Source organism: Micromonospora sp. NPDC048905 (assembly GCF_040649655.1).
GTDB lineage: Bacteria > Actinomycetota > Actinomycetes > Mycobacteriales > Micromonosporaceae > Micromonospora.
Window position 1 is genome coordinate 131,539 of sequence record NZ_JBEZFV010000014.1, and the last position, 18,685, is coordinate 150,223.

Below are 18,685 nucleotides of genomic sequence, written 5' to 3' on the forward strand. Positions count from 1 at the left end.
TCGGGGACGAAACGCCCCGGGACGGCCGACGCCCCCGATCGCACTGGCGACCGGGGGCGTCGGCTGTTGCCGATCAGTCGTGGGCGATCGCGCCCAGGACGTTGATCCGGGCCGCCCGGATGGCCGGCACCACGGCCGCCACCACACCGATGATCGCGGCGAGACCGAGGAAGACACCCATCTGCCCCCAGGGCAGGATCAGGTCGGTGATGCCCTCGTCCTTGAGCGCCTCGACCACCGCGGCGCCGAGACCGGTGCCGACCGCCACGCCCAGCAGCGCGCCGAACACGGAGATCACCACCGCCTCCACGGTGATCATGCCCATCGTCTGGCCCCGGCGCAGACCGATCGCCCGCAGCAGACCCAACTCCCGGGTCCGCTCCAGCACCGACAGCGCCAGGGTGTTGATGATGCCGAGCACGGCGATCACGATGGCCAGGGCCAGCAGGATCTGGATCATCGTGAGCAGCCCGTCGAGCTGACCGGTCTGCTGCTTGATGAACGCGTCCCGGTCGGCCACCGACACCTCGGGGCTGTCCGCCAGCAGCGTCTCCACCTGGGGCTGCACGTCGGCGACCCGGGCGCCGGGGGCGAGCTGGATGAAGCCCTGGCTGGGCTGCGGGATGGTGAAGTCCTTCGCGGCCTGCACCGGCAACGTCACCGGGTTGGTCAGCTGGGACGACTCGTAGATGCCGCTGACGGTGTACGTCCGCGCCTCACCCCGGGTCAACTGCACCTTGACCGTCGAACCCACCGACCAGCCACGCGAGGTGGCCGTGTCCGAGCTGGACAGCATCTGGGTCGGCCCGAGCCGGTCGATGTCACCGGCCGTGGCCTTCGCCCCGAAGATCTGCCGCAGCGACGCGATGTCACTGCTCGCCGCGACCCAGGTGCTCTCGCCGTCGAGCTTCGCCATGTCGCCGTACTCGCCGTCGACCAGCTGCACGCCGGGCAGGGCCTTGGCCTTGTCCAGCACCGCCGGGTCGAAGCTCGGCGGACGCGGACCGCCCTGCTGACCGGAGATCACCAACTCGGCCTTGATGGTGTCCTGGGCGAGCGCGCTGATGCTGCCCTTGGCCGAGTCGAGGATCACCGTGACGCCGGTGACCAGCGCGATGCCGACCATCAGCGCCGCGGCGGTGATCGCGGTGCGGCGCGGGTTGCGCCCGGAGTTGAGTCGGCCCAGCTTGCCCGGCACCGACCAGGAGAAGATCGCGCCGAGCAGGTTCACCACCGGCCGGCTGATCAGCGGGGTCAGCAGCGCCACACCGATGAAGGCGAACAGCACCCCACCCAGGATGGTGGGCAACGTGCTGCCCCGGGCGTTGCCGCTGAGCCCGAGGAACAGCAGCACCGCGCCGATCCCGGTGACCAGCGACCCGGTCACGGTGATCTTGGTCAACGGTCGGTCCGGGGTGGCCACGTCCTGCATGGCCGCGATCGGCGGGATCCGCGACGCCCGCAACGCCGGCAGCAGCGCCGCCACCACGGTGATGACCAGACCAACCGCGAACGAGCCGATCACCGCGGCCGCCGGTACGCCGATCCCGGCCAGGGTGAGCCCACCGGCCAGCTCGCCGAACAGGAACGCCAGCAGCGCCCCCACCCCGATGCCGGCGGCGAGACCGAGCACCGAGGCGATCAGCCCCACCGCGATGGCCTCCAACACCACCGAGCCGATGATCTGCCGACCGCTGGCCCCGATGGCGCGCATCAACGCCAACTCCCGGGTGCGCTGCGCGACGATGATCGAGAAGGTGTTGAGGATCAGGAACGTGCCGACCAGCAACGCCACCGCGGCGAAGCCGAGCAGAATCTTGTTGAAGAAGGACAAGCCCTCCTTCAGGCCGGCCGACGCGTCCGCGGCCACCTGCTCACCGGTCTTCACCTCGAAGTCCGGCCCCAGCGCGCGGGCCACGTCGTCGCGCAGCGTCTCGTCGGAGACCCCACCGGCGGTGCGGACGGTGACACTGCTGAACGTGTCCGGCTCGCCGAGCATGAGCCGCTGCGCCACCGGCGTGGTGAAGAAGACCTCGTTGACCCCGCCGATCGAGTCCCGGTCACCGCTGTAGCCCATGATGCCGACCAGGGTGAAGTCCCGCTTCTTCGACTCGAACGCGGTGAGCACGCCCACCTTCTGGCCGACCTGCACCTTCGCCGCCGTGGCCAGCGCCTTGTTGAGCACGACCTCGTCCTCGGCCTGCGGCGCGCGCCCCTCCCGCAACTGCATCAGGTCGCTCTCGCCGATCCAGTTCTCACCCAGCTGGGGCGGACCGAACGAGGTGATCACCTTGCCGTTGCTGCCGACCACGCGGGCGCCGTCGGCGTTGACGATGCCGGTCGCCGAGGCCACCCCCGGCACCTGCTTGACCCGTTCCACCAGGGCGGCGGGCAGCGGGGCGGAGGTCTGCTCGCCCTCCATCTCGCTGAGCTCCACCTTCGGTTTCGCCGCGACGTTCACGTCGATCTCGGAGAAGCCGTCGGCGAAGACGGAGTCGAACGAACGCCCCAGCGTGTCGGTCAACACGAAGGCACCGGAGACGAACATCACCCCGAGCACCACCGCCAGACCGGACAGGATCAGCCGGACCTTGCGGGCCAGCAGACTCTTCAGTGTCGCCCGGAACATCAGTTGCCCACCTCGGCCGGAGTGTCCAGCTTCTTCATGGTGTCCAGCACCGTCTCGGCGGTCGGCTCGATCAACTCCGAGACGATCTGCCCGTCGGCGAGGAAGACCACCCGGTCGGCGTACGCGGCGGCGGTCGGGTCGTGGGTGACCATCACGATCGTCTGGCCGTGCTCGCGGACCGAGCTACGCAGGAAGTTGAGCACCTCCGCGCCGGAGCGCGAGTCCAGGTTGCCGGTCGGCTCGTCCGCGAAGATCACTTCGGGGCGGGAGACCAGGGCACGCGCGCACGCCACCCGCTGCTGCTGCCCGCCGGAGAGCTGCGCCGGCCGGTGGTCCAGCCGGTCCTTCAGACCAACCGTGGTGATCACCGTGTCGTACCAGGCCGGATCCGGCTTGCGCCCGGCGATCGACAACGGCAGCAGGATGTTCTCCTTGGCGGTCAGCGTGGGCAGCAGGTTGAACTGCTGGAAGATGAAGCCCACCTTGTCGCGGCGCAGCTTCGTCAGCCCCGCGTCGCCCAGCCCGGTGACTGTCGTCTCACCGATCGCCACCGTCCCCCGGGTCACCGAGTCCAGACCGGCCAGGCAGTGCATCAGCGTCGACTTGCCCGAACCCGACGGCCCCATGATCGCGGTGAACCGGCCACGTTCGAACTCGGCGCTGACCCCCCGCAGCGCGACGACCTGAGCCTCGCCGCTGCCGTACACCTTCCACACGTCGTTCGCCCGGGCCGCGGCCTGCGCTTGGCCTACCGTCGCGGTCACGTCATCTACCTCTTCCGTCTGTCCGTCTGCTCACGCCGCCCCCCGATGGTCCGGCGTGACTGTTCCATCATCGGCGCTGCTCACGCCCGTTCCGTCCGCCCCTGGGGGGACCCGGCGCGGATTTCCCGCTGCGGGTGGCCCCCGATGCCGGATCAGGGTTGCCCCTGACCCGACGACCGGTCGACCCGTTTCCCGCGACCGGTGGACAGCGCCGAACCCGAGACTGCCCCCTCACGCCACAGGAGGGTCAACCGCGCCGAGCCGTCTCCGGTCACGGTAGGTGAGCACGGCAACAAGGCCGTCCCCCCACGGAGGGATTTCCGAGTACGCCGAGTGGGGTAGCCGCCGGACGTCGGCTACGCCCCGGGGCGGATCAGACCCGACTCGTACGCCAGCACCACGGCCTGCACCCGATCGCGTAGTCGCAGCTTCGTCAGCAGGCGCCCGACGTGGGTCTTCACCGTGGTCTCGCTGACCGACAGCACCGCCGCGATCTCGGCGTTGGACAACCCCCGAGCCACCTGCACCAGCACCTCGCGTTCCCGGTCGGTGAGCGCGTTGAGCACCGGTGCGGGCGTCGCCGCCGGATCGGGCAGCAGGTCGGCGAAGCGCTCCAGCAGCCGGCGCAGGATCCGCGGCGAGACCACCGCGTCCCCGCCGGCCACCGTGCGGATCGCCGCGATCAACTCCTCGGCGGGCACGTCCTTGGCCAGGAAGCCGCTGGCGCCCGCGCGCAGCGCCCCCACCACGTACTCGTCCAGGTCGAAGGTGGTGAGCACCAGCACCCGCACCGGCAGCCGGGAGTCGACGATGGCCCGGGTCGCCGCCACCCCGTCCATCCGGGGCATCCGGATGTCCATCAGCACGACGTCGGGCAGCAGCCGGCGGGACAGCTCCACCGCCTCCACACCGTCGCCGGCCTCGGCCACCACATTCAGGTCACTCTCGGCCCCCAGCACCATCCGGAAGCCGGTGCGCAGCAGCGGTTGGTCGTCGGCGAGCAGGATCCGCACCGGCCGCGCCGAGGCCACCCGATCCGTCATCTCGTCTCCCGTTCCGCCGACGTCGTGCCCGCACCGCTCATCCTCGCGTACGGCGGACGTGCGTCGCGGACCACGGTAGAGGCCTCCCCGCCGCGGTGTCGTCACCGACGCGGCACCGCGTCGGCCCCCGCCACGGTGCCCGCGGCGGGGGCGGTCAGCGACCGGCCGGACACACCGCGGCGCGCACGAGTGGCCCGCGGCGGTGTGTCACTCGTCGGCGCCGGGCACCACCGGCGCGGACCGGGCGTCGCGCAGCGGATCAGCGGACGCCGCCGCCACCGGGAACGGCGGCGGGGTGCCGCCGAAGCTCGGGCACAGCGCCTGGTGACTGCACCAGTCGCACAGCTTGCTCGGCCGCGGCCGGAAATCCTGCCGGGCGGTGGCCTGCTCGATCGCGCGCCACAGCGCCACCACCGTGCGCTCGAAGCGGACCAGCTCGTCGGCGTCCGGCGTGTAGTCCAACACCTCGGCGTCGCGCAGGTAGAGCAACCGCAGCACCCGGGGCACCACCCCCCGGGTACGCCACAACACCAGGGCGTAGAACTTCAGCTGGAACAGCGCCCGCGCCTCGAACGCCTCCCGGGGCGCGCCCCCGGTCTTGTAGTCGACGACCCGCAGCGCGCCGTCCGGAGCGACGTCGAGCCGGTCGAGGTAGCCCCGGATCAGCAACTCGTCGTCGACCACCGCCGAGATCAGGCTCTCCCGCTCGGCCGGCTCCAGCCGGGTCGGGTCCTCCACCGCGAAGTAGCCCTCCAGCAGCCCGGCGGCCGAGCGCAGGAACTCCACCGGACCGGCCGGCTCCGCGCCGTCGAAGATCGCGGCCAGCTCCGGCTGCTCGGTGACCAGCCGGTCCCACTGGGGGGCCACCAGGTCGCCGGCCGCCGCCGGCGTGCGGCCGGTCGCCGGCAGGTCGAACAGGCGCTCCAGCACCGCGTGCACCAACGTGCCCCGGGCCTGCTCGATCGTGGTGCGCTCGGGCAGCCGGTCGATGCTGCGGAACCGGTAGAGCAGCGGGCAGGTCTTGAAATCCGCCGCCCGCGACGGCGACAGCGAGGCCCGCACCGGCGGTGGTGCCTGCGCCGCGAGGGAGGGCTGGGGGGTGGTGACCGATTCCGCCGTCATGTCGGCAAAGGTTAGGGCACCGGTGTGACACCGACCGCCGCCCGCCCCGCGCGGCGACGGTCCGTAGCATCGTGGCGATGGAGCAGACATCCCCGCCGCCGCGCCGACCCGACCGGCGTCTCGGCCTGAACGTCGGCCGGGTGTTCGGGGTGCCGCTGCACCTCAACGGCTCCATGGTCCTGTTCGCGGTGCTCATCGCCGTCCTGTACGCCGAATTCGCCCGCCGACAGCTCGACCTGCCGCAGATCAGCGGCTACCTGATCGGCTTCGGGTTCGTGGTGTCGCTGCTCGGCTCGGTGCTGCTGCACGAGCTGGGCCACGCCCTCACCGCCCGCCGGTACGGCATCGGTGTGCGCGGAATCACCCTGGAACTGCTCGGCGGCTACACCGAGATGGACCGGGACGCCCCGTCCCCCCGTGTCGACCTGCTGGTCTCGCTGGCCGGCCCAGCGGTCTCCGCGGTGCTCGGAGTCCTCGCCGTCGCCGCCACCCTCGCCCTGCCCGAACGGACGGTGGCGCACCAACTCGCCTTCCAACTCGCGGTCAGCAACGTCATCGTCGCGGTGTTCAACAGTCTGCCCGGGCTGCCGCTCGACGGCGGCCGGGCGCTGCGCGCCGCCGTGTGGGGGCTGACCCGCGACCGGCACCTCGGCACCGAGGTCGCCGGCTGGGCCGGCCGGGCCGTCGCGGTCGGCACCGCCGCCCTGGTCGGGCTGCTGACCGTGGCCGACGTCCTGTCGCCGCTGGCGCTGCCGCTGATGCTGCTGGTCGCCGTCACCCTCTGGCGGGGCGCCGGGCAGGCCATCCGGGCCGCCCGGGTCAGCCGCCGGTTCCCGCTGATCGACCTCTCCCGGCTGGCCCGCCCGGTCTGGCCGGTGACCACCGGTACGCCCCTGGCCGAAGCCCAGCGCCGACGCGCCGAAGGCGGGCAGCCCGCCTCGGCCCTGCTGGTCACCGACTCCACCGGGCGGCCGGTGGCGCTCGTCGACCCGGCCGCCGCCGACGCGGTGCCCGTCGACCGCCGACCATGGCTGGCGGTGGACGCCGTCGCCCGCGCACTGGGCACACTTCCCGCGCTGTCGGTCGGCTGGGACGGCGAGCGGGTGATGGAGGCCGTACAGACCTACCCGGGCGCGCAGTACGTGGTGACGTCAGGCGAAGATGTCGTCGGCATTCTGCACATCGCGGACCTTGCACAGCTCCTCGAACCCAACCGGAAGATGACACCGTGACCGCAACTCCCTCCACCGTCGGAGCCGACCCCACCACCCCGGCGCTGACACCCGTGCACCGTGGGCCGTTCCGGCCCGGCGACCGGGTTCAGCTGACCGACCCCAAGGGGCGGATGCACACCGTGACGTTGGAGCCCGGCAAGGAGTTCCACACCCACCGCGGCATCCTGGCGCACGACACGCTGATCGGGCTCCCCGACGGCAGCGTGGTCACCACCGCCGGTGGCGGCACCGCGTTCCTCGCGCTGCGGCCCCTCCTGTCGGACTATGTGCTGTCCATGCCGCGCGGCGCCCAGGTGATCTACCCGAAGGACTCGGCGCAGATCGTCGCGATGGGTGACATCTTCCCCGGCGCCAAGGTCCTCGAGGCCGGCGCCGGCTCCGGCGCGCTGAGCTGCTCCCTGCTGCGGGCCGTCGGCACCGAGGGTGAGTTGCACTCGTTCGAGCTGCGCGACGACTTCGCCCAGATCGCCAAGCGCAACGTCGAGGCGTTCTTCAACGGGCCGCACCCGTCGTGGCACCTGCACGTCGGTGACGTCGCGCAGTGCCAGGAGACCGGCTTCGACCGGATCATCCTGGACATGCTGACCCCCTGGGAGACTCTCGACATGGTCGAGCGGGCGCTGGTCCCGGGCGGGGTGTTCATCGGCTACGTCGCCACCACGCCGCAGCTGTCCGAGCTGGTGGAGGCGCTGCGCGAGCGCGGCGGCTGGACCGAGCCGCGCGCCTGGGAGTCCCTGGTACGCGACTGGCACGCCGAGGGCCTCGCCGTCCGGCCGGACCACCGGATGATCGCGCACACCGCGTTCCTGGTGTCCGCGCGCAAACTGGCCCCCGGGGTCACCGCGCCGCCGCGCCGACGCAAGCCCAGCAAGGGCACCGAGGCGTACGCGCAGCGCCGCCAGGACCTCCGCGCGGCGGAGGCGGCCCGACAGGCCGCCGCCCAGGTGGCGGACGCGCAGTCCAACGGTGCGGGGGAGATGGACAGGCCGTGACCATCGAGCTGGCCGGAGGCACCGCCGAGCAGGGGGAGGCGCTGGCATGAGCCGACCGGGCTACGGCGGCGGTGACCTCCCCGCGGTCTTTCCCGACTGGTCGCCCTACCAGGATCTGGAGTCGGCGGCGCGGGCCTACCTGCGCGACCCGGACGTCGCCCTGGAGGCGCTCGGCGGCGTGCTGCGCGGCGCGTCCGTGCTCGGCTTCACCCTGGAACGCTTCGTCAACGAGGTCAACGGCGTGTGGCAGGAGGTCGTCGTCTGCGACGGCAGCCGGCTGATCCTCTGGCACGGCGAGGACGTGCCGCCGGAGGAGGGCCCTCCCGGCTCGATGACCTCGTCGTTGCGGGTCGTGCCGGTCTCCACCGTCACCGAGGTCGGCTGCCGGCGGCGGCTCAACCGCGCCGACAGCGGCGAGATCCGGGTCGACAGCATCGACGTCTACCTGCTGCTCACCTCACTGGACGAGGCGCCACCGAGCGAGGAGATGGTGGGCACACCCCGGCACGACGCGCTGCGCTTCGGCAAGACCCTCGACGACGGGGGAGCCGGGCAGATCGCCCGGCTGGAGGAATTCGCGCGGCTGGTCGCCTCGGTGGTCGGCCGTCCGATGCTCTGAGGCGTACCCCTCCCGGGTCCGGCCGGGCCGCGCGGCCCGGCCGGTGGGTGCCTCAGTCTTCCTCGGCGTCCGGACCGGCGACCTCGACACCGTCGCCGCGCACCACGTGGATGCAGTCGCCCGGGCACTCCTTCGCCGAGTCGATCACCTCGAGGCGCAGGTGCTCGGGCACGTCGACACGGCTGCCCGGCGCCGCCAGCAGCTCACCGTCGGCGCCCTTGACGTACGCCAGACCGTCGATGTCGAACTCGAAAACCTCCGGCGCGTACTGCACGCAGAGCCCATCGCCCGTGCACAGATCCTGGTCGACCCAGACCTGCAGCTGATCGGTCGCGACCTCGGTCACCGGTGCACCCCCCATGTTCTCCCGTCCTACACTCCGACGGTACCCGAACGCCGGTAACCGCCCGTCAGGCCACCCTTGGCGATCAAGGTTCGGTGACGAGGGTGTTGCGTGGGACCGAATCGGCCTCATAGCGGCTAGTGTTAGGGCAGAACGTTCAAGCCCCCCGGGGAGGTGGGACGTGGCAGCACGCAGCGACGACGCGGACTCGCGCGCCGCACGGTGGGAGAAGGAAGCCCACGATCTCTCCACGCAGGTCGCGTTCCTTCAGGAGGAACTCGCTCTGGTGCGGCGCAAGTTGACCGAAAGCCCCCGACACGTCCGGCAGCTCGAAGAGCGGCTGGCGGCCACCCAGGCACAGTTGGCGCGGCTGACCGAGAACAACGACCGGCTGGTGAGCACCCTCAAGGAGGCTCGCACGCAGATCGTGACGCTCAAGGAGGAGATCGACCGGCTCGCGCAACCGCCGAGTGGCTATGGCGTCTTCCTGGCCAAGCACGACGACGGCTCGGTGGACGTCTTCACCGGCGGTCGCAAACTACGGGTCGCGGTCTCACCCTCGCTGGATGTGGGTGACCTGCGCCGTGGCCAGGAGGTCCTGCTCAACGACGCGCTCAACATCGTCGACGCGTTCGGCTATGAGCGGGTCGGCGAGGTCGTGATGCTCAAGGAGATCCTGGAGGGACCAAACGGCGGGCCGGGTGACCGGGCGCTGGTGGTCTCGCACTCCGACGAGGAGCGCATCGTGCACCTCGCCGAGACCCTCATCGGCTCCGCGATCCGAGCCGGCGACTCGCTCATGATCGAGCCCCGCTCGGCGTACGCGTACGAGCGGATCCCGAAGAGCGAGGTCGAGGAGCTGGTCCTGGAGGAGGTGCCCGACGTCGACTACGGCGACATCGGTGGCCTCCAGTCGCAGATCGAGCAGATCCGCGACGCGGTGGAGCTTCCCTTCCTGCACGCGGACCTGTTCCGTGAGCACCAGCTCCGCCCGCCCAAGGGCATCCTGCTCTACGGCCCGCCCGGCTGTGGCAAGACGCTCATCGCCAAGGCGGTGGCCAACTCGCTGGCCAAGAAGATCGCCGAACGGCAGGGCAAGGAGAAGCACACCAGCTTCTTCCTCAACATCAAGGGCCCCGAGCTGCTCAACAAGTACGTCGGCGAGACCGAGCGGCACATCCGGCTGATCTTCCAACGGGCACGGGAGAAGGCCGGCGAGGGCACCCCGGTGATCGTGTTCTTCGACGAGATGGACTCGATCTTCCGGACCCGTGGCTCCGGTGTCTCCTCCGATGTGGAGAACACCATCGTCCCGCAGCTGCTCAGCGAGATCGACGGCGTGGAGGGGCTGGAGAACGTCATCGTCATCGGCGCCTCCAACCGGGAAGACATGATCGACCCGGCGATCCTGCGCCCCGGTCGGCTCGACGTGAAAATCAAGATCGAGCGACCGGACGCCGAAGCGGCCAAGGACATCTTCTCCAAGTACATCCTCGCCGGGCTGCCCCTGCACCCGGACGACCTGGCCGAACACGGCACCGACCCCCAGGCCACCGTCGCGGCGATGATCGACGCCGTGGTGCTGCGGATGTACTCCGAAACCGAGGAGAACCGCTTCCTCGAAGTCACCTACGCCAACGGTGACAAGGAAGTCCTCTACTTCAAGGACTTCAACTCCGGCGCGATGATCCAGAACATCGTCGACCGGAGCAAGAAGATGGCCATCAAGGAGTTCCTCACCTCCGGTCGCAAGGGGCTGCGCCTGCAGCACCTGCTCGACGCCTGCGTCGACGAGTTCCGCGAGAACGAAGACCTCCCCAACACCACAAACCCCGACGACTGGGCGCGCATCTCCGGCAAGAAGGGCGAGCGGATCGTCTACATCCGCACGCTCGTCTCCGGTGGCAAGGGCGCCGAGGCCGGCCGGTCCATCGAGACCGCCAGCAACACCGGCCAGTACCTCTGACCGCCAGCGGCGGCACCGGACCTCGTCCGGTGCCGCCGCTGCGTGCGTCCCACCAGCCCGCGCGTCCGCACCCCGCCCACGGCGGCCCGTCGCGGCCGACCCGCGGGCCATCGACGGCATTCACGCGCGCAACGGGCGCGCCGCGCCGGCGGAGCGGGGTGCCACCGCGACCCGCCACGGCACGGCAGCTGCGCCGCGCCGACCGGCAGGGCCGCGCGGTACGCCACCGCGCAGACTAGTCTCGATGGTGTGAGCGGCGGGTACGCCGGCTCCAGGGGCGAGCGAAGCGAGTGGTCGCATGACGGTACGTCGGATCATGGGCACCGAAGTCGAGTACGGAATCTCCGTGCCCGGACAGGCCGGAGCCAACCCGATGGTCACCTCATCACAGGTGGTCAACGCCTACGGGGCACGCCCCGAGCTCAACCGGGGTGGTCGAGCCCGCTGGGACTACGAGGAAGAGTCGCCGCTGCGCGACGCCCGCGGATTCACCTACTCCGGGGCCGCCTACGATCCCGCCGAGGCCCTCGCGGACGAGGACCTCGGCCTCGCCAACGTGATACTCACCAACGGCGCCCGTCTCTACGTCGACCACGCCCACCCCGAATACTCCACCCCGGAGGTCACCACCCCCCGCGACATCGTGCGCTGGGACAAGGCCGGCGAGCGGGTGATGGCCGAGGCGTCCCGCCGGGCCGCCACCATCCCGGGCAGCCAGCCGATCCACCTCTACAAGAACAACACCGACAACAAGGGCGCCAGCTACGGCGCCCACGAGAACTACCTGATGCGCCGGCAGACCCCGTTCGCCGACATCGTGGCGTACCTGACGCCGTTCTTCGTCACCCGCCAGATCGTCTGCGGGGCGGGCCGGGTCGGCATCGGTCAGGACGGCGGGCAGAGCGGCTTCCAGATCTCCCAACGCGCCGACTTCTTCGAGGTCGAGGTGGGCCTGGAGACCACCCTCAAGCGGCCCATCATCAACACCCGCGACGAGCCGCACGCCGACGCCGACAAGTACCGCCGGCTGCACGTGATCATCGGCGACGCCAACCTCTCCGAGATCTCCACCTACCTCAAGGTCGGCACCACCGCCCTGATCCTCAACATGATCGAGGAGAAGGCGCTCGGCGCCGACCTCGGCATCGCCGACCCGGTCAGCGAGCTGCGCGCGGTCAGCCACGATCCCGGCCTGGCGCACCTCATGCGACTGCGCGACGGTCGCCGGCTCACCGCACTCGACCTGCAGTGGGCGTACCTGGAGCGCGCCCGGTCCTTTGTCGACGACCGCTACGGCACCGACGCCGACGAGCAGACCGTCGATGTGCTCGACCGCTGGGAGAGCGTGCTGGACCGGCTCGGCCGGGACCCGATGCTCTGCGCCGACGAGTTGGACTGGGTGGCCAAACTGCGGCTGCTCGAGGGTTACCGGGAGCGGGAGAAGCTCGGCTGGGGGGCGCACAAGCTGCAACTGGTCGACCTGCAGTATTCCGACGTCCGGCCGGAGAAGGGCCTCTACCACCGCCTGGTCACCCGAAAGGCGATGAAGACGCTGCTCACCGACGACGAGACGCGTACCGCGATGACCGAGCCGCCGGAGGACACCCGGGCCTACTTCCGGGGCCGCTGCCTGGCCCAGTACGCGTCCGAGGTCGTCGCCGCGAGCTGGGACTCGGTGATCTTCGACGTGGGCCGGGAGTCGCTCGTCCGGGTGCCGATGATGGAGCCGGAGCGCGGCACGCGCGCGCACGTCGGGGCGCTGTTCGACCGCTGCGCCAGCGCGAAGGATCTGCTGGAGACGTTGACCGGCGGCTGAACGCACGTCCTTATGCCCGCCGCGTGCCGCAAGCCGGCGCGCGGCGGGCTTTTCGTCGCCCGCGCGAGGTAAGTTCATCGCAGACGATCGTGGAGGAGGCAGCAATGGCCACTCATGACAGCGGCGGCCAGTCGCAGTCCGGCAAGTCCCGTCAGGGCGAGGAAATCGAGGACGTCACCACCGAGGCCAACCCCGAGGTGGCCGAGCGGCACGCCGAGATCACCGAGGACGTCGACGACCTCCTCGACGAGATCGACTCCGTCCTCGAAGAAAACGCAGAGGAGTTCGTGAGGGGCTACGTGCAAAAAGGAGGTCAGTGAGCATATAGGGTCAATTCGGACATGCCTAGAGCGAGTGATGATCGGGATGGCCTTCGCCGCTGCCGAGACTGCAGTGAATGGAAGCCGCTCGATCTGTTCTGTGCGAGTTCCAAGAGACCGGATGGGCGAGGCAGTTACTGCAAGCCCTGCTTCAACGAGCGATCCAAGGCAAGTTACGCGCGTCGGGTGAAGGCAAAGTTCGACCGCGAGGTGCGCGAAGGCCGCGTCGTGCCCGAGGGCCACAAGTTCTGTCCGACCTGCGATGCGGTCAAGCCGTTCGATGCCTTCCCCCGTAACCGGGCGGACACCTCCGGATATGCCACCTACTGCAAGCCCTGCCACAACACGAGGACCAGAGAGACCAAAGAGCGGCTGTACGGGGGTAACCGCGAGTACCACCTGCGGCGGCGGTACGGCGTCGGGGAGAAGGAGTTTCAGGAGCTCCTGGCCGAGCAGGGCGGGGTCTGCGCGATCTGTGGCGGCGCGGACCCGCAACATCTGGACCACGATCATCGCACCGGGTGGGTGCGCGGGATACTCTGCTTCAACTGCAACGGTGGTCTTGGCCAGTTCCGTGACAGTCCCACGAGGCTGGCCAGGGCGATCACGTATCTGAGAGGAACCACGTGGCAGCGGGCTTTGATCCATCCGGGCGTCTACCAGATGTGTTCACCAACGCGGGGACGTCCTCCTTCACGACGTTCCTGAGTCGGGTGGCCCCCGAGATGCTGCCCGGCCGGCGGCCGTTGCCGCCGGGCATGGCAGCGGACCTGGCGCCGCACGCGACCACCATCGTGGCGATCTCGGCCGCCGGTGGCGTCGTGATGGCCGGCGACCGGCGGGCCACCATGGGCAACCTGATCGCCCAGCGTGACATCGAGAAGGTGCACCCGGCCGACGCGTACTCCCTGGTGGGGATCGCGGGCACCGCGGGCATCGGGATCGAGCTGATGCGACTGTTCCAGGTGGAGCTTGAGCACTACGAGAAGATCGAGGGCGCGATGCTCTCGCTCGACGGCAAGGCCAACCGGTTGGCGTCGATGATCCGCGGCAACCTGGGTGCGGCCATGCAGGGCCTGGCCGTGGTCCCGCTGTTCGCCGGGTTCGACCTGGCCGCCGCCGATCCGGCGCGGGCCGGTCGGATCTTCAGCTTCGACGTGACCGGCGGTCCGTACGAGGAGACCGGGTACGACGCGATCGGCTCCGGCTCGCTCTTCGCGAAGTCGGCGCTGAAGAAGCGCTTCCGGGCCGGTGTGTCGGTCGACGACGCCACCCGCCTCGCGGTCGAGGCGCTCTACGACGCGGCGGACGACGACACCGCGACCGGCGGACCGGATCTGACCCGTCGGATCTACCCGGTGGTGATGACCGCTACCGCCGAGGGCACCCGCCGGTTGACCGACGCCGAGACGGCGGCGATCGCCGAGGGCGTGGTCGCCGGTCGGATGGAGAACCCGGGCGGGTGAGCCCCGTCCACCCCCACCAGTCAGCAGTCGTCAGCACCGCGCCGTAAGGAGAACCGCCGCCGTGGCCATGCAGTTCTACGCCTCGCCCGAACAGATCATGCGCGACCGCTCCGAGTTGGCCCGCAAGGGCATCGCTCGGGGTCGCAGCGCCGTGGTCCTCAGCTATTCCGGCGGGGTGCTCTTCGTCGCGGAGAACCTCTCCAGCGCCCTGCACAAGGTCAGCGAGATCTACGACCGGATCGGGTTCGCCGCGGTCGGTCGGTACAACGAGTTCGAGAATCTGCGCCGGGCCGGTGTGCGGATGGCCGACCTGAACGGGCTCAGCTACGACCGGCGGGACGTCACCGGGCGGGCTCTGGCCAACGCGTTCGCGCAGACGCTCGGTGCGATCTTCACCGAGCAGTCGAAGCCGTTCGAGGTGGAGATCTGCGTGGCGGAGGTCGGGGCGACCGCGGACGACGACGAGTTGTACCGGCTGACGTACGACGGTTCGGTCAACGACGAGCCGGGGCGGATGGCCATGGGCGGCCAGGCTGAGGCGATCACCGGTGTGCTGAAGTCCCAGCACCGTGCGGACATGTCCCTCGGCGAGGCGGCCCGGGTGGCGGTGCAGGCGTTGAGCACGGTTGGTGGTGAGGGCGGCGCGGCCCGGACGATCGCCGCCAACCAGTTGGAGGTGGCGGTGTTGGACCGTCACCGGGTGGGGCGTACGTTCCGCCGGATCACCGGTGCGGCGCTGACCGCGTTGCTGGACGGCGATGTGTCCGCCGCGGAGCAGCCGGCGGAGGCGGGTGGCCCGGACACTCCGGCGCAGCCCACCACCGAGTCGCACAAGCCGACGACGTCGGCGGCATCCGCTGACCTGGAGGACAAGCCGGCGGACGGCAAGTAACACCTGTTGGTACGGCGGCGGGCGGTCCGGTGTTCGGGCCGCCCGCCGCCGTACGTCCAGCATCTGCGGCGGCGGGCGTCCCGAGCGTCGCGGGCCGGTGTGGCCGTGATGCGTGGGGGTGTGGCCCAGGTCAGGGTCCTGCGGTCACTCCCGGCGCGGCGGCCTCGAAGGTCGGGGCGGCGGTGGGTGCTGCCGGGCGGGCGGCGTGGGTGCGCAGCAGCACGGCCATGACGGCGGCGACCACGACGGAGCCGATGGCGTAGCCGAGCTCGACTCGCAGCGCGGTGGAGACCGGGGCGAGCGTCGCGGCGACCAGGGCGGCCACCCCGATGGCCCAGGCGAGGGCCTGTGCCCGGTGCCGGTCGAGGGCCAGGAGTGCCTGGCCGAGGACCATCGCCCACAGGTAGGCGAGGGTGGCGACGGCGAGCCAGGCGAAGTCGGCGTGGCCGAGGACTCCGGGCGCGTCGAAGAGGGTCTGCACCAGTTGTGGGCCGACAAGCACGGCGAGGACGGCACCGGTGAGGCCGAGGGCGCTGACGATGCCCAGGGCGCGGCGCAGCAGGCTGTGGAAGCCGGTGAGGTCGCCGGTGCTGGCCGAGGTGGAGAGGCCGGGCAGCAGCGATGCCTGCAACGAGGCGAAGACGAACAGCGGGATCCGGACCAGCACCAGCGCGGAGAGCAGCGCGCCGGCGGTCGCCTCGTCGGATGGGTCCAGCACCTTGACGTTGATCACGCCGATGTTGACCACGACCTGGGCGAGCAGGCTGGAGGCGATGAGGAGGCCGAGGCCGCGCACCAGGCTCGCCCAGGTCACGGGAACGCCGCCGCCGACGGCGCGCAGGACCGGTGGTGCAGTGAGGATGGCGCCGGCGACGGGCGCGATGACCAGCACCGCGCCGTACCAGACGGGGTCGGTGACACCGTTCAGGCCGAGGACGGTGACCAGCGCGATCCGGAGGCCGCCGTCGATGCCGAGTTGGGTGCCGTACCAGGGGAACAGTTGCAGGCCGGAGAGGATGCCGCGGGTGGTGTGCGCGACGGCGAGTCCGGCCAGCGCGCCGATCAGGACGGTGACCATGGTGCCGTCGCCGGCGAAGAGCCGGTCGGCGAGCGTCTCCCGGAAGACGACGATCAGCGCGACGACGGCGGCGAGCAGGCCGGCGGCCAGGGCCGCCCCCCGGGCCAGTACCGGCCCGGGGGGGAGGCCCTGGCTGTGCCGGGCGGCGACGAGTCGGGCGACCTCCTGCTCGACCGGCATGAACAGGCCGATGCCGAGGGTGAAGACGATCGTCCAGAGCACGGAGAGGGAGTTGTAGTCCGCCTCGGTGAGACTGTGCCCGGCGACCGCCAGGTGAACGTAGGAGGCGAGTCCCAGCAGGGCGAGACCGGCGCCGACGGCGACGGTGCCCGGTGGGACCAGACTCAGGAGCCGGCGGATCACCGGCGAATGAGCGCCAACGTGAGGACGGCGAAGGCGCGGCCGAGGTAGATCATGGCCTTGGCGGGGGAGTGGCTGGGGGTGCCCGCCATCCGCTTGCGCATGGCCACCGGCACCTGGCGGATGGTGTAGCCGCGTCGGGCGGTGTGCACGAGCGTCTCCACGGTGTCGCCCAGGTACTCCACCGGGTACCAGGTGGCGAACATCTCGATCACCCGACGGTTGGCGGCCCGGAACCCGGAGGTGGTGTCGGTGAGCTTGGTGTGCGCGACGCGGGACAGCACACCGGAGAGCATGACCATGGCCCAGCGGCGGGGGCCGCGGACGTTGTAGTCACCCTCGCCGGCGAACCGGGCGCCGATCACCAGGTCGGTCTCGTCGAGCAGGTCGACGAGCTTCGGCACGTACCGGGGGTCGTGCTGGCCGTCCGCGTCGATCTGGATGGCGACGTCGTAGTCGTGGTCGCGCGCGTACCGGTACCCGACCCGCATGGCGCCGCCGACGCCGAGGTTGTACGGCAGCTTGGCCACGCGGGCGCCGGCCGCGGCGGCGACCGCGGCGGTGCGGTCGGTGGAGCCGTCGTCGATGACGATCACGTCGACGCCGGGCAGCTCGCCGCGGACCTCGCCGACCACGTCGGCGATCGAGCCGGACTCGTTGAGCGCCGGGATGATGATCAGGACCCGCTTGCCGTTAACCATCGTGGGACACCAGTTCGTTTCGGGCCGCTCGCTCGGCGTCGATCTCGGTACGGAGCAGGGCGAAGTCTTCGGCCAGGGTGCGGGTCTCTTCTTCCAGGTGGCTGACCTCCCAGCTGAGGTGCACGCAGACCAGCAGCAGGAAGACGATGCCGAGGAAGAGCACGAGGCTGACGCCGGAGGCGACGCCGAGCAGTTCGGCGACGTTGTCCAGCAGGCGGGGGAAGAGCGACAGGGGGATGACGATCACCAGGACGCCGAGCCAGAGCATGCCGTACTTTTCGCGAAGCTGCCGGCGGCGCAGCAGCTCGACGATGGTGGCGAGCAATATCAGGCCGGTCAACCCGGTGACGAGGGTGAGCTTCATGCGACCTTCCACGGAGCGGGCGGAGCGGGGGAGTCGAATGCGTCGACGAGAGTGGCATGCCAGTCGGGGAGCGACGGCAGACCTGCGGCCGCCCAGCGGCTGTGTGCTAGCACACTGTACGCCGGACGGGGGGCAGGAAGAGGATACCGGTCACTGGTGGTGGGTCGGATCCGGTCGGGGTCCAGACCGGCCAGCGTGAACGCCGCGCGGGCGAGCCCGTACCAGGTGGTCTGGCCGGCACAGGTGCTGTGGTAGACGCCGGCGGCGGCCTGGCCGGCGAGGGCGGCGTCGGCGAGTGCGACGAGCTGTTCGGCGAGCCGGTAGGACCAGGTGGGCTGGCCGTGCTGGTCGTCGACCACGCTGATGAACTCCCGCTGGCCGGCGAGCCGGAGCATGGTGGCCACGAAGTTCGGGCCGTGCGCGCCGTACAGCCAGGCGGTGCGGACCACGTAGCCACTGTCGGGCAGTAGTCGGGCGACCGCCTGCTCGCCGACCAGCTTGCCCCGGCCGTACGCGTTGACCGGCGCGGTGGGGGCGTCCTCCGGGTAGGGGGACTGGGCATCGCCGGCGAGGACGTAGTCGGTGGAGATCTGGATGAGCCGGCTGCCGCTGGCGGCGCACGCCGACGCGAGGTTCGCGACGCCGTTGCCGTTGACGGCGGTGGCCGCCGCCTCGTTGGTCTCGGCGCCGTCGACATTTGTCCACGCCGCCGTGTTGATCACGATGTCGTGCTCGGCGACGGCCTCGCGGACGGCGGCGGGATCGGTGATGTCCAGGTCGGCCCGGCTGGCGGCGGTCACCTTGAGGTCGGGCCGGGTGTGCAGCACGGTGACCAGGTCCCGGCCGAGCATCCCGCCGGCGCCGGTGACGAGTAGGCGGGTCATGCGGTGGGTGTGGTCTTGAGGGGTTCCCACCAGGTGCGGTTGTCGCGGTACCAGGTGACGGTGTCGGCGAGGCCCTGGTCGAGGGTGATGC

At 70.7% G+C, this 18,685-nt stretch carries 18 protein-coding genes; 9 read left to right on the forward strand and 9 right to left on the reverse strand.

The annotated features are described in order from the left end of the window. Positions 1 to 73: 73 nt before the first annotated feature. From AB0C01_RS28755 to AB0C01_RS28770, 4 genes are all read right to left on the reverse strand, one after another. Positions 74 to 2,629: an ABC transporter permease gene (locus AB0C01_RS28755; RefSeq protein ID WP_357254241.1), complete on the reverse strand. Its 2,556-nt coding sequence runs from the start codon at positions 2,627 to 2,629 to the stop codon at positions 74 to 76. Next, positions 2,629 to 3,393: an ABC transporter ATP-binding protein gene (locus tag AB0C01_RS28760; protein WP_357254243.1), complete on the reverse strand. Its 765-nt coding sequence runs from the start codon at positions 3,391 to 3,393 to the stop codon at positions 2,629 to 2,631. Before AB0C01_RS28760 ends, AB0C01_RS28755 begins: the two co-directional genes overlap by 1 nt. 356 nt (positions 3,394 to 3,749) lie before the next feature. Then, positions 3,750 to 4,436 (reverse strand): response regulator transcription factor, encoded by a 687-nt coding sequence (locus AB0C01_RS28765; RefSeq protein WP_357254245.1) that lies wholly within the window; start codon positions 4,434 to 4,436, stop codon positions 3,750 to 3,752. A 207-nt stretch (positions 4,437 to 4,643) separates the two neighbouring features. Further along, positions 4,644 to 5,558 (reverse strand): PD-(D/E)XK nuclease family protein, encoded by a 915-nt coding sequence (locus tag AB0C01_RS28770; protein WP_357254247.1) that lies wholly within the window; start codon positions 5,556 to 5,558, stop codon positions 4,644 to 4,646. Positions 5,559 to 5,698: 140 nt separating this feature from the next. Here AB0C01_RS28770 and AB0C01_RS28775 point away from each other — a divergent pair, with 140 nt between their 5' ends. The 3 genes from AB0C01_RS28775 to AB0C01_RS28785 are packed head-to-tail and all read left to right on the forward strand — an operon-like array spanning position 5,699 to position 8,404. Further along, positions 5,699 to 6,790, forward strand: a complete 1,092-nt coding sequence (locus AB0C01_RS28775; RefSeq protein WP_357572615.1) for a site-2 protease family protein — start codon at positions 5,699 to 5,701, stop codon at positions 6,788 to 6,790. 44 nt (positions 6,791 to 6,834) lie between these two features. Further along, positions 6,835 to 7,785 (forward strand): tRNA (adenine-N1)-methyltransferase, encoded by a 951-nt coding sequence (locus AB0C01_RS28780; RefSeq protein ID WP_357254281.1) that lies wholly within the window; start codon positions 6,835 to 6,837, stop codon positions 7,783 to 7,785. Positions 7,786 to 7,831: 46 nt separating this feature from the next. Next, positions 7,832 to 8,404: a hypothetical protein gene (locus tag AB0C01_RS28785; protein WP_355029057.1), complete on the forward strand. Its 573-nt coding sequence runs from the start codon at positions 7,832 to 7,834 to the stop codon at positions 8,402 to 8,404. A 52-nt stretch (positions 8,405 to 8,456) separates the two neighbouring features. Here the strand turns inward: AB0C01_RS28785 and AB0C01_RS28790 are convergent, their stop codons facing one another. Continuing rightward, on the reverse strand, positions 8,457 to 8,750 hold the full coding sequence (locus tag AB0C01_RS28790) for a ferredoxin (RefSeq protein ID WP_357254249.1): 294 nt from the start codon (positions 8,748 to 8,750) through the stop codon (positions 8,457 to 8,459). A 178-nt stretch (positions 8,751 to 8,928) separates the two neighbouring features. On the opposite strand from AB0C01_RS28790, the gene arc reads away from it, so the two are divergent. The 6 genes from arc to prcA all read left to right on the forward strand — a co-directional run bounded on the left by arc (position 8,929) and on the right by prcA (position 15,207). After that, the gene (gene arc / locus AB0C01_RS28795; protein ID WP_357254251.1) at positions 8,929 to 10,713 is read left to right on the forward strand and encodes a proteasome ATPase; all 1,785 of its coding nucleotides are present in this window, start codon (positions 8,929 to 8,931) and stop codon (positions 10,711 to 10,713) included. Positions 10,714 to 11,011: 298 nt separating this feature from the next. Next, complete coding sequence (dop, locus tag AB0C01_RS28800) at positions 11,012 to 12,529, forward strand: depupylase/deamidase Dop (protein ID WP_357254253.1); 1,518 nt, start codon at positions 11,012 to 11,014, stop codon at positions 12,527 to 12,529. A 104-nt stretch (positions 12,530 to 12,633) separates the two neighbouring features. Continuing rightward, on the forward strand, positions 12,634 to 12,849 hold the full coding sequence (locus AB0C01_RS28805) for a ubiquitin-like protein Pup (protein ID WP_030332902.1): 216 nt from the start codon (positions 12,634 to 12,636) through the stop codon (positions 12,847 to 12,849). Between the two features lie 186 nt (positions 12,850 to 13,035). After that, complete coding sequence (locus AB0C01_RS28810) at positions 13,036 to 13,557, forward strand: endonuclease VII domain-containing protein (RefSeq protein WP_357254255.1); 522 nt, start codon at positions 13,036 to 13,038, stop codon at positions 13,555 to 13,557. After that, positions 13,476 to 14,315, forward strand: a complete 840-nt coding sequence (gene prcB, locus AB0C01_RS28815; protein WP_357254257.1) for a proteasome subunit beta — start codon at positions 13,476 to 13,478, stop codon at positions 14,313 to 14,315. The genes AB0C01_RS28810 and prcB overlap by 82 nt, the downstream gene beginning before the upstream one ends. Before the next feature lie 61 nt (positions 14,316 to 14,376). After that, on the forward strand, positions 14,377 to 15,207 hold the full coding sequence (prcA, locus tag AB0C01_RS28820) for a proteasome subunit alpha (RefSeq protein ID WP_357254258.1): 831 nt from the start codon (positions 14,377 to 14,379) through the stop codon (positions 15,205 to 15,207). Positions 15,208 to 15,337: 130 nt separating this feature from the next. On the opposite strand, the gene AB0C01_RS28825 is transcribed toward prcA, so the two are convergent. From AB0C01_RS28825 to rfbD, 4 genes are read right to left on the reverse strand one after another with little or no spacing between them, the layout of a single operon-like run. Further along, a complete protein-coding gene (locus AB0C01_RS28825; protein ID WP_357254260.1) occupies positions 15,338 to 16,648 on the reverse strand; it encodes a polysaccharide biosynthesis protein in 1,311 nt (436 codons plus the stop codon). Continuing rightward, positions 16,645 to 17,346, reverse strand: coding sequence for a glycosyltransferase family 2 protein (locus tag AB0C01_RS28830; RefSeq protein ID WP_357254262.1), 702 nt, complete (start codon positions 17,344 to 17,346; stop codon positions 16,645 to 16,647). Before AB0C01_RS28830 ends, AB0C01_RS28825 begins: the two co-directional genes overlap by 4 nt. Beyond that, positions 17,339 to 17,710 (reverse strand): DUF2304 domain-containing protein, encoded by a 372-nt coding sequence (locus AB0C01_RS28835; protein ID WP_357254264.1) that lies wholly within the window; start codon positions 17,708 to 17,710, stop codon positions 17,339 to 17,341. Before AB0C01_RS28835 ends, AB0C01_RS28830 begins: the two co-directional genes overlap by 8 nt. After that, entirely contained in the window at positions 17,707 to 18,594 is an 888-nt protein-coding gene (rfbD, locus tag AB0C01_RS28840) for a dTDP-4-dehydrorhamnose reductase (RefSeq protein WP_357572609.1), read from the reverse strand. Before rfbD ends, AB0C01_RS28835 begins: the two co-directional genes overlap by 4 nt. Positions 18,595 to 18,685: the final 91 nt, after the last annotated feature.

Excerpts from the sequence above, each read along its gene's own strand:
- AB0C01_RS28755 (WP_357254241.1), bottom strand. The coding sequence starts at position 2,629 with ATGTTCCGGGCGACACTGAAGAGTCTGCTGGCCCGCAAGGTCCGGCTG.
- AB0C01_RS28765 (WP_357254245.1), bottom strand. The coding sequence starts at position 4,436 with ATGACGGATCGGGTGGCCTCGGCGCGGCCGGTGCGGATCCTGCTCGCC.
- AB0C01_RS28770 (WP_357254247.1), bottom strand. The coding sequence starts at position 5,558 with ATGACGGCGGAATCGGTCACCACCCCCCAGCCCTCCCTCGCGGCGCAG.
- AB0C01_RS28785 (WP_355029057.1), top strand. The coding sequence starts at position 7,832 with ATGAGCCGACCGGGCTACGGCGGCGGTGACCTCCCCGCGGTCTTTCCC.
- dop (WP_357254253.1), top strand. The coding sequence starts at position 11,012 with ATGACGGTACGTCGGATCATGGGCACCGAAGTCGAGTACGGAATCTCC.
- AB0C01_RS28805 (WP_030332902.1), top strand. The coding sequence starts at position 12,634 with ATGGCCACTCATGACAGCGGCGGCCAGTCGCAGTCCGGCAAGTCCCGT.
- AB0C01_RS28830 (WP_357254262.1), bottom strand. The coding sequence starts at position 17,346 with ATGGTTAACGGCAAGCGGGTCCTGATCATCATCCCGGCGCTCAACGAG.
- AB0C01_RS28835 (WP_357254264.1), bottom strand. The coding sequence starts at position 17,710 with ATGAAGCTCACCCTCGTCACCGGGTTGACCGGCCTGATATTGCTCGCC.
- rfbD (WP_357572609.1), bottom strand. The coding sequence starts at position 18,594 with ATGACCCGCCTACTCGTCACCGGCGCCGGCGGGATGCTCGGCCGGGAC.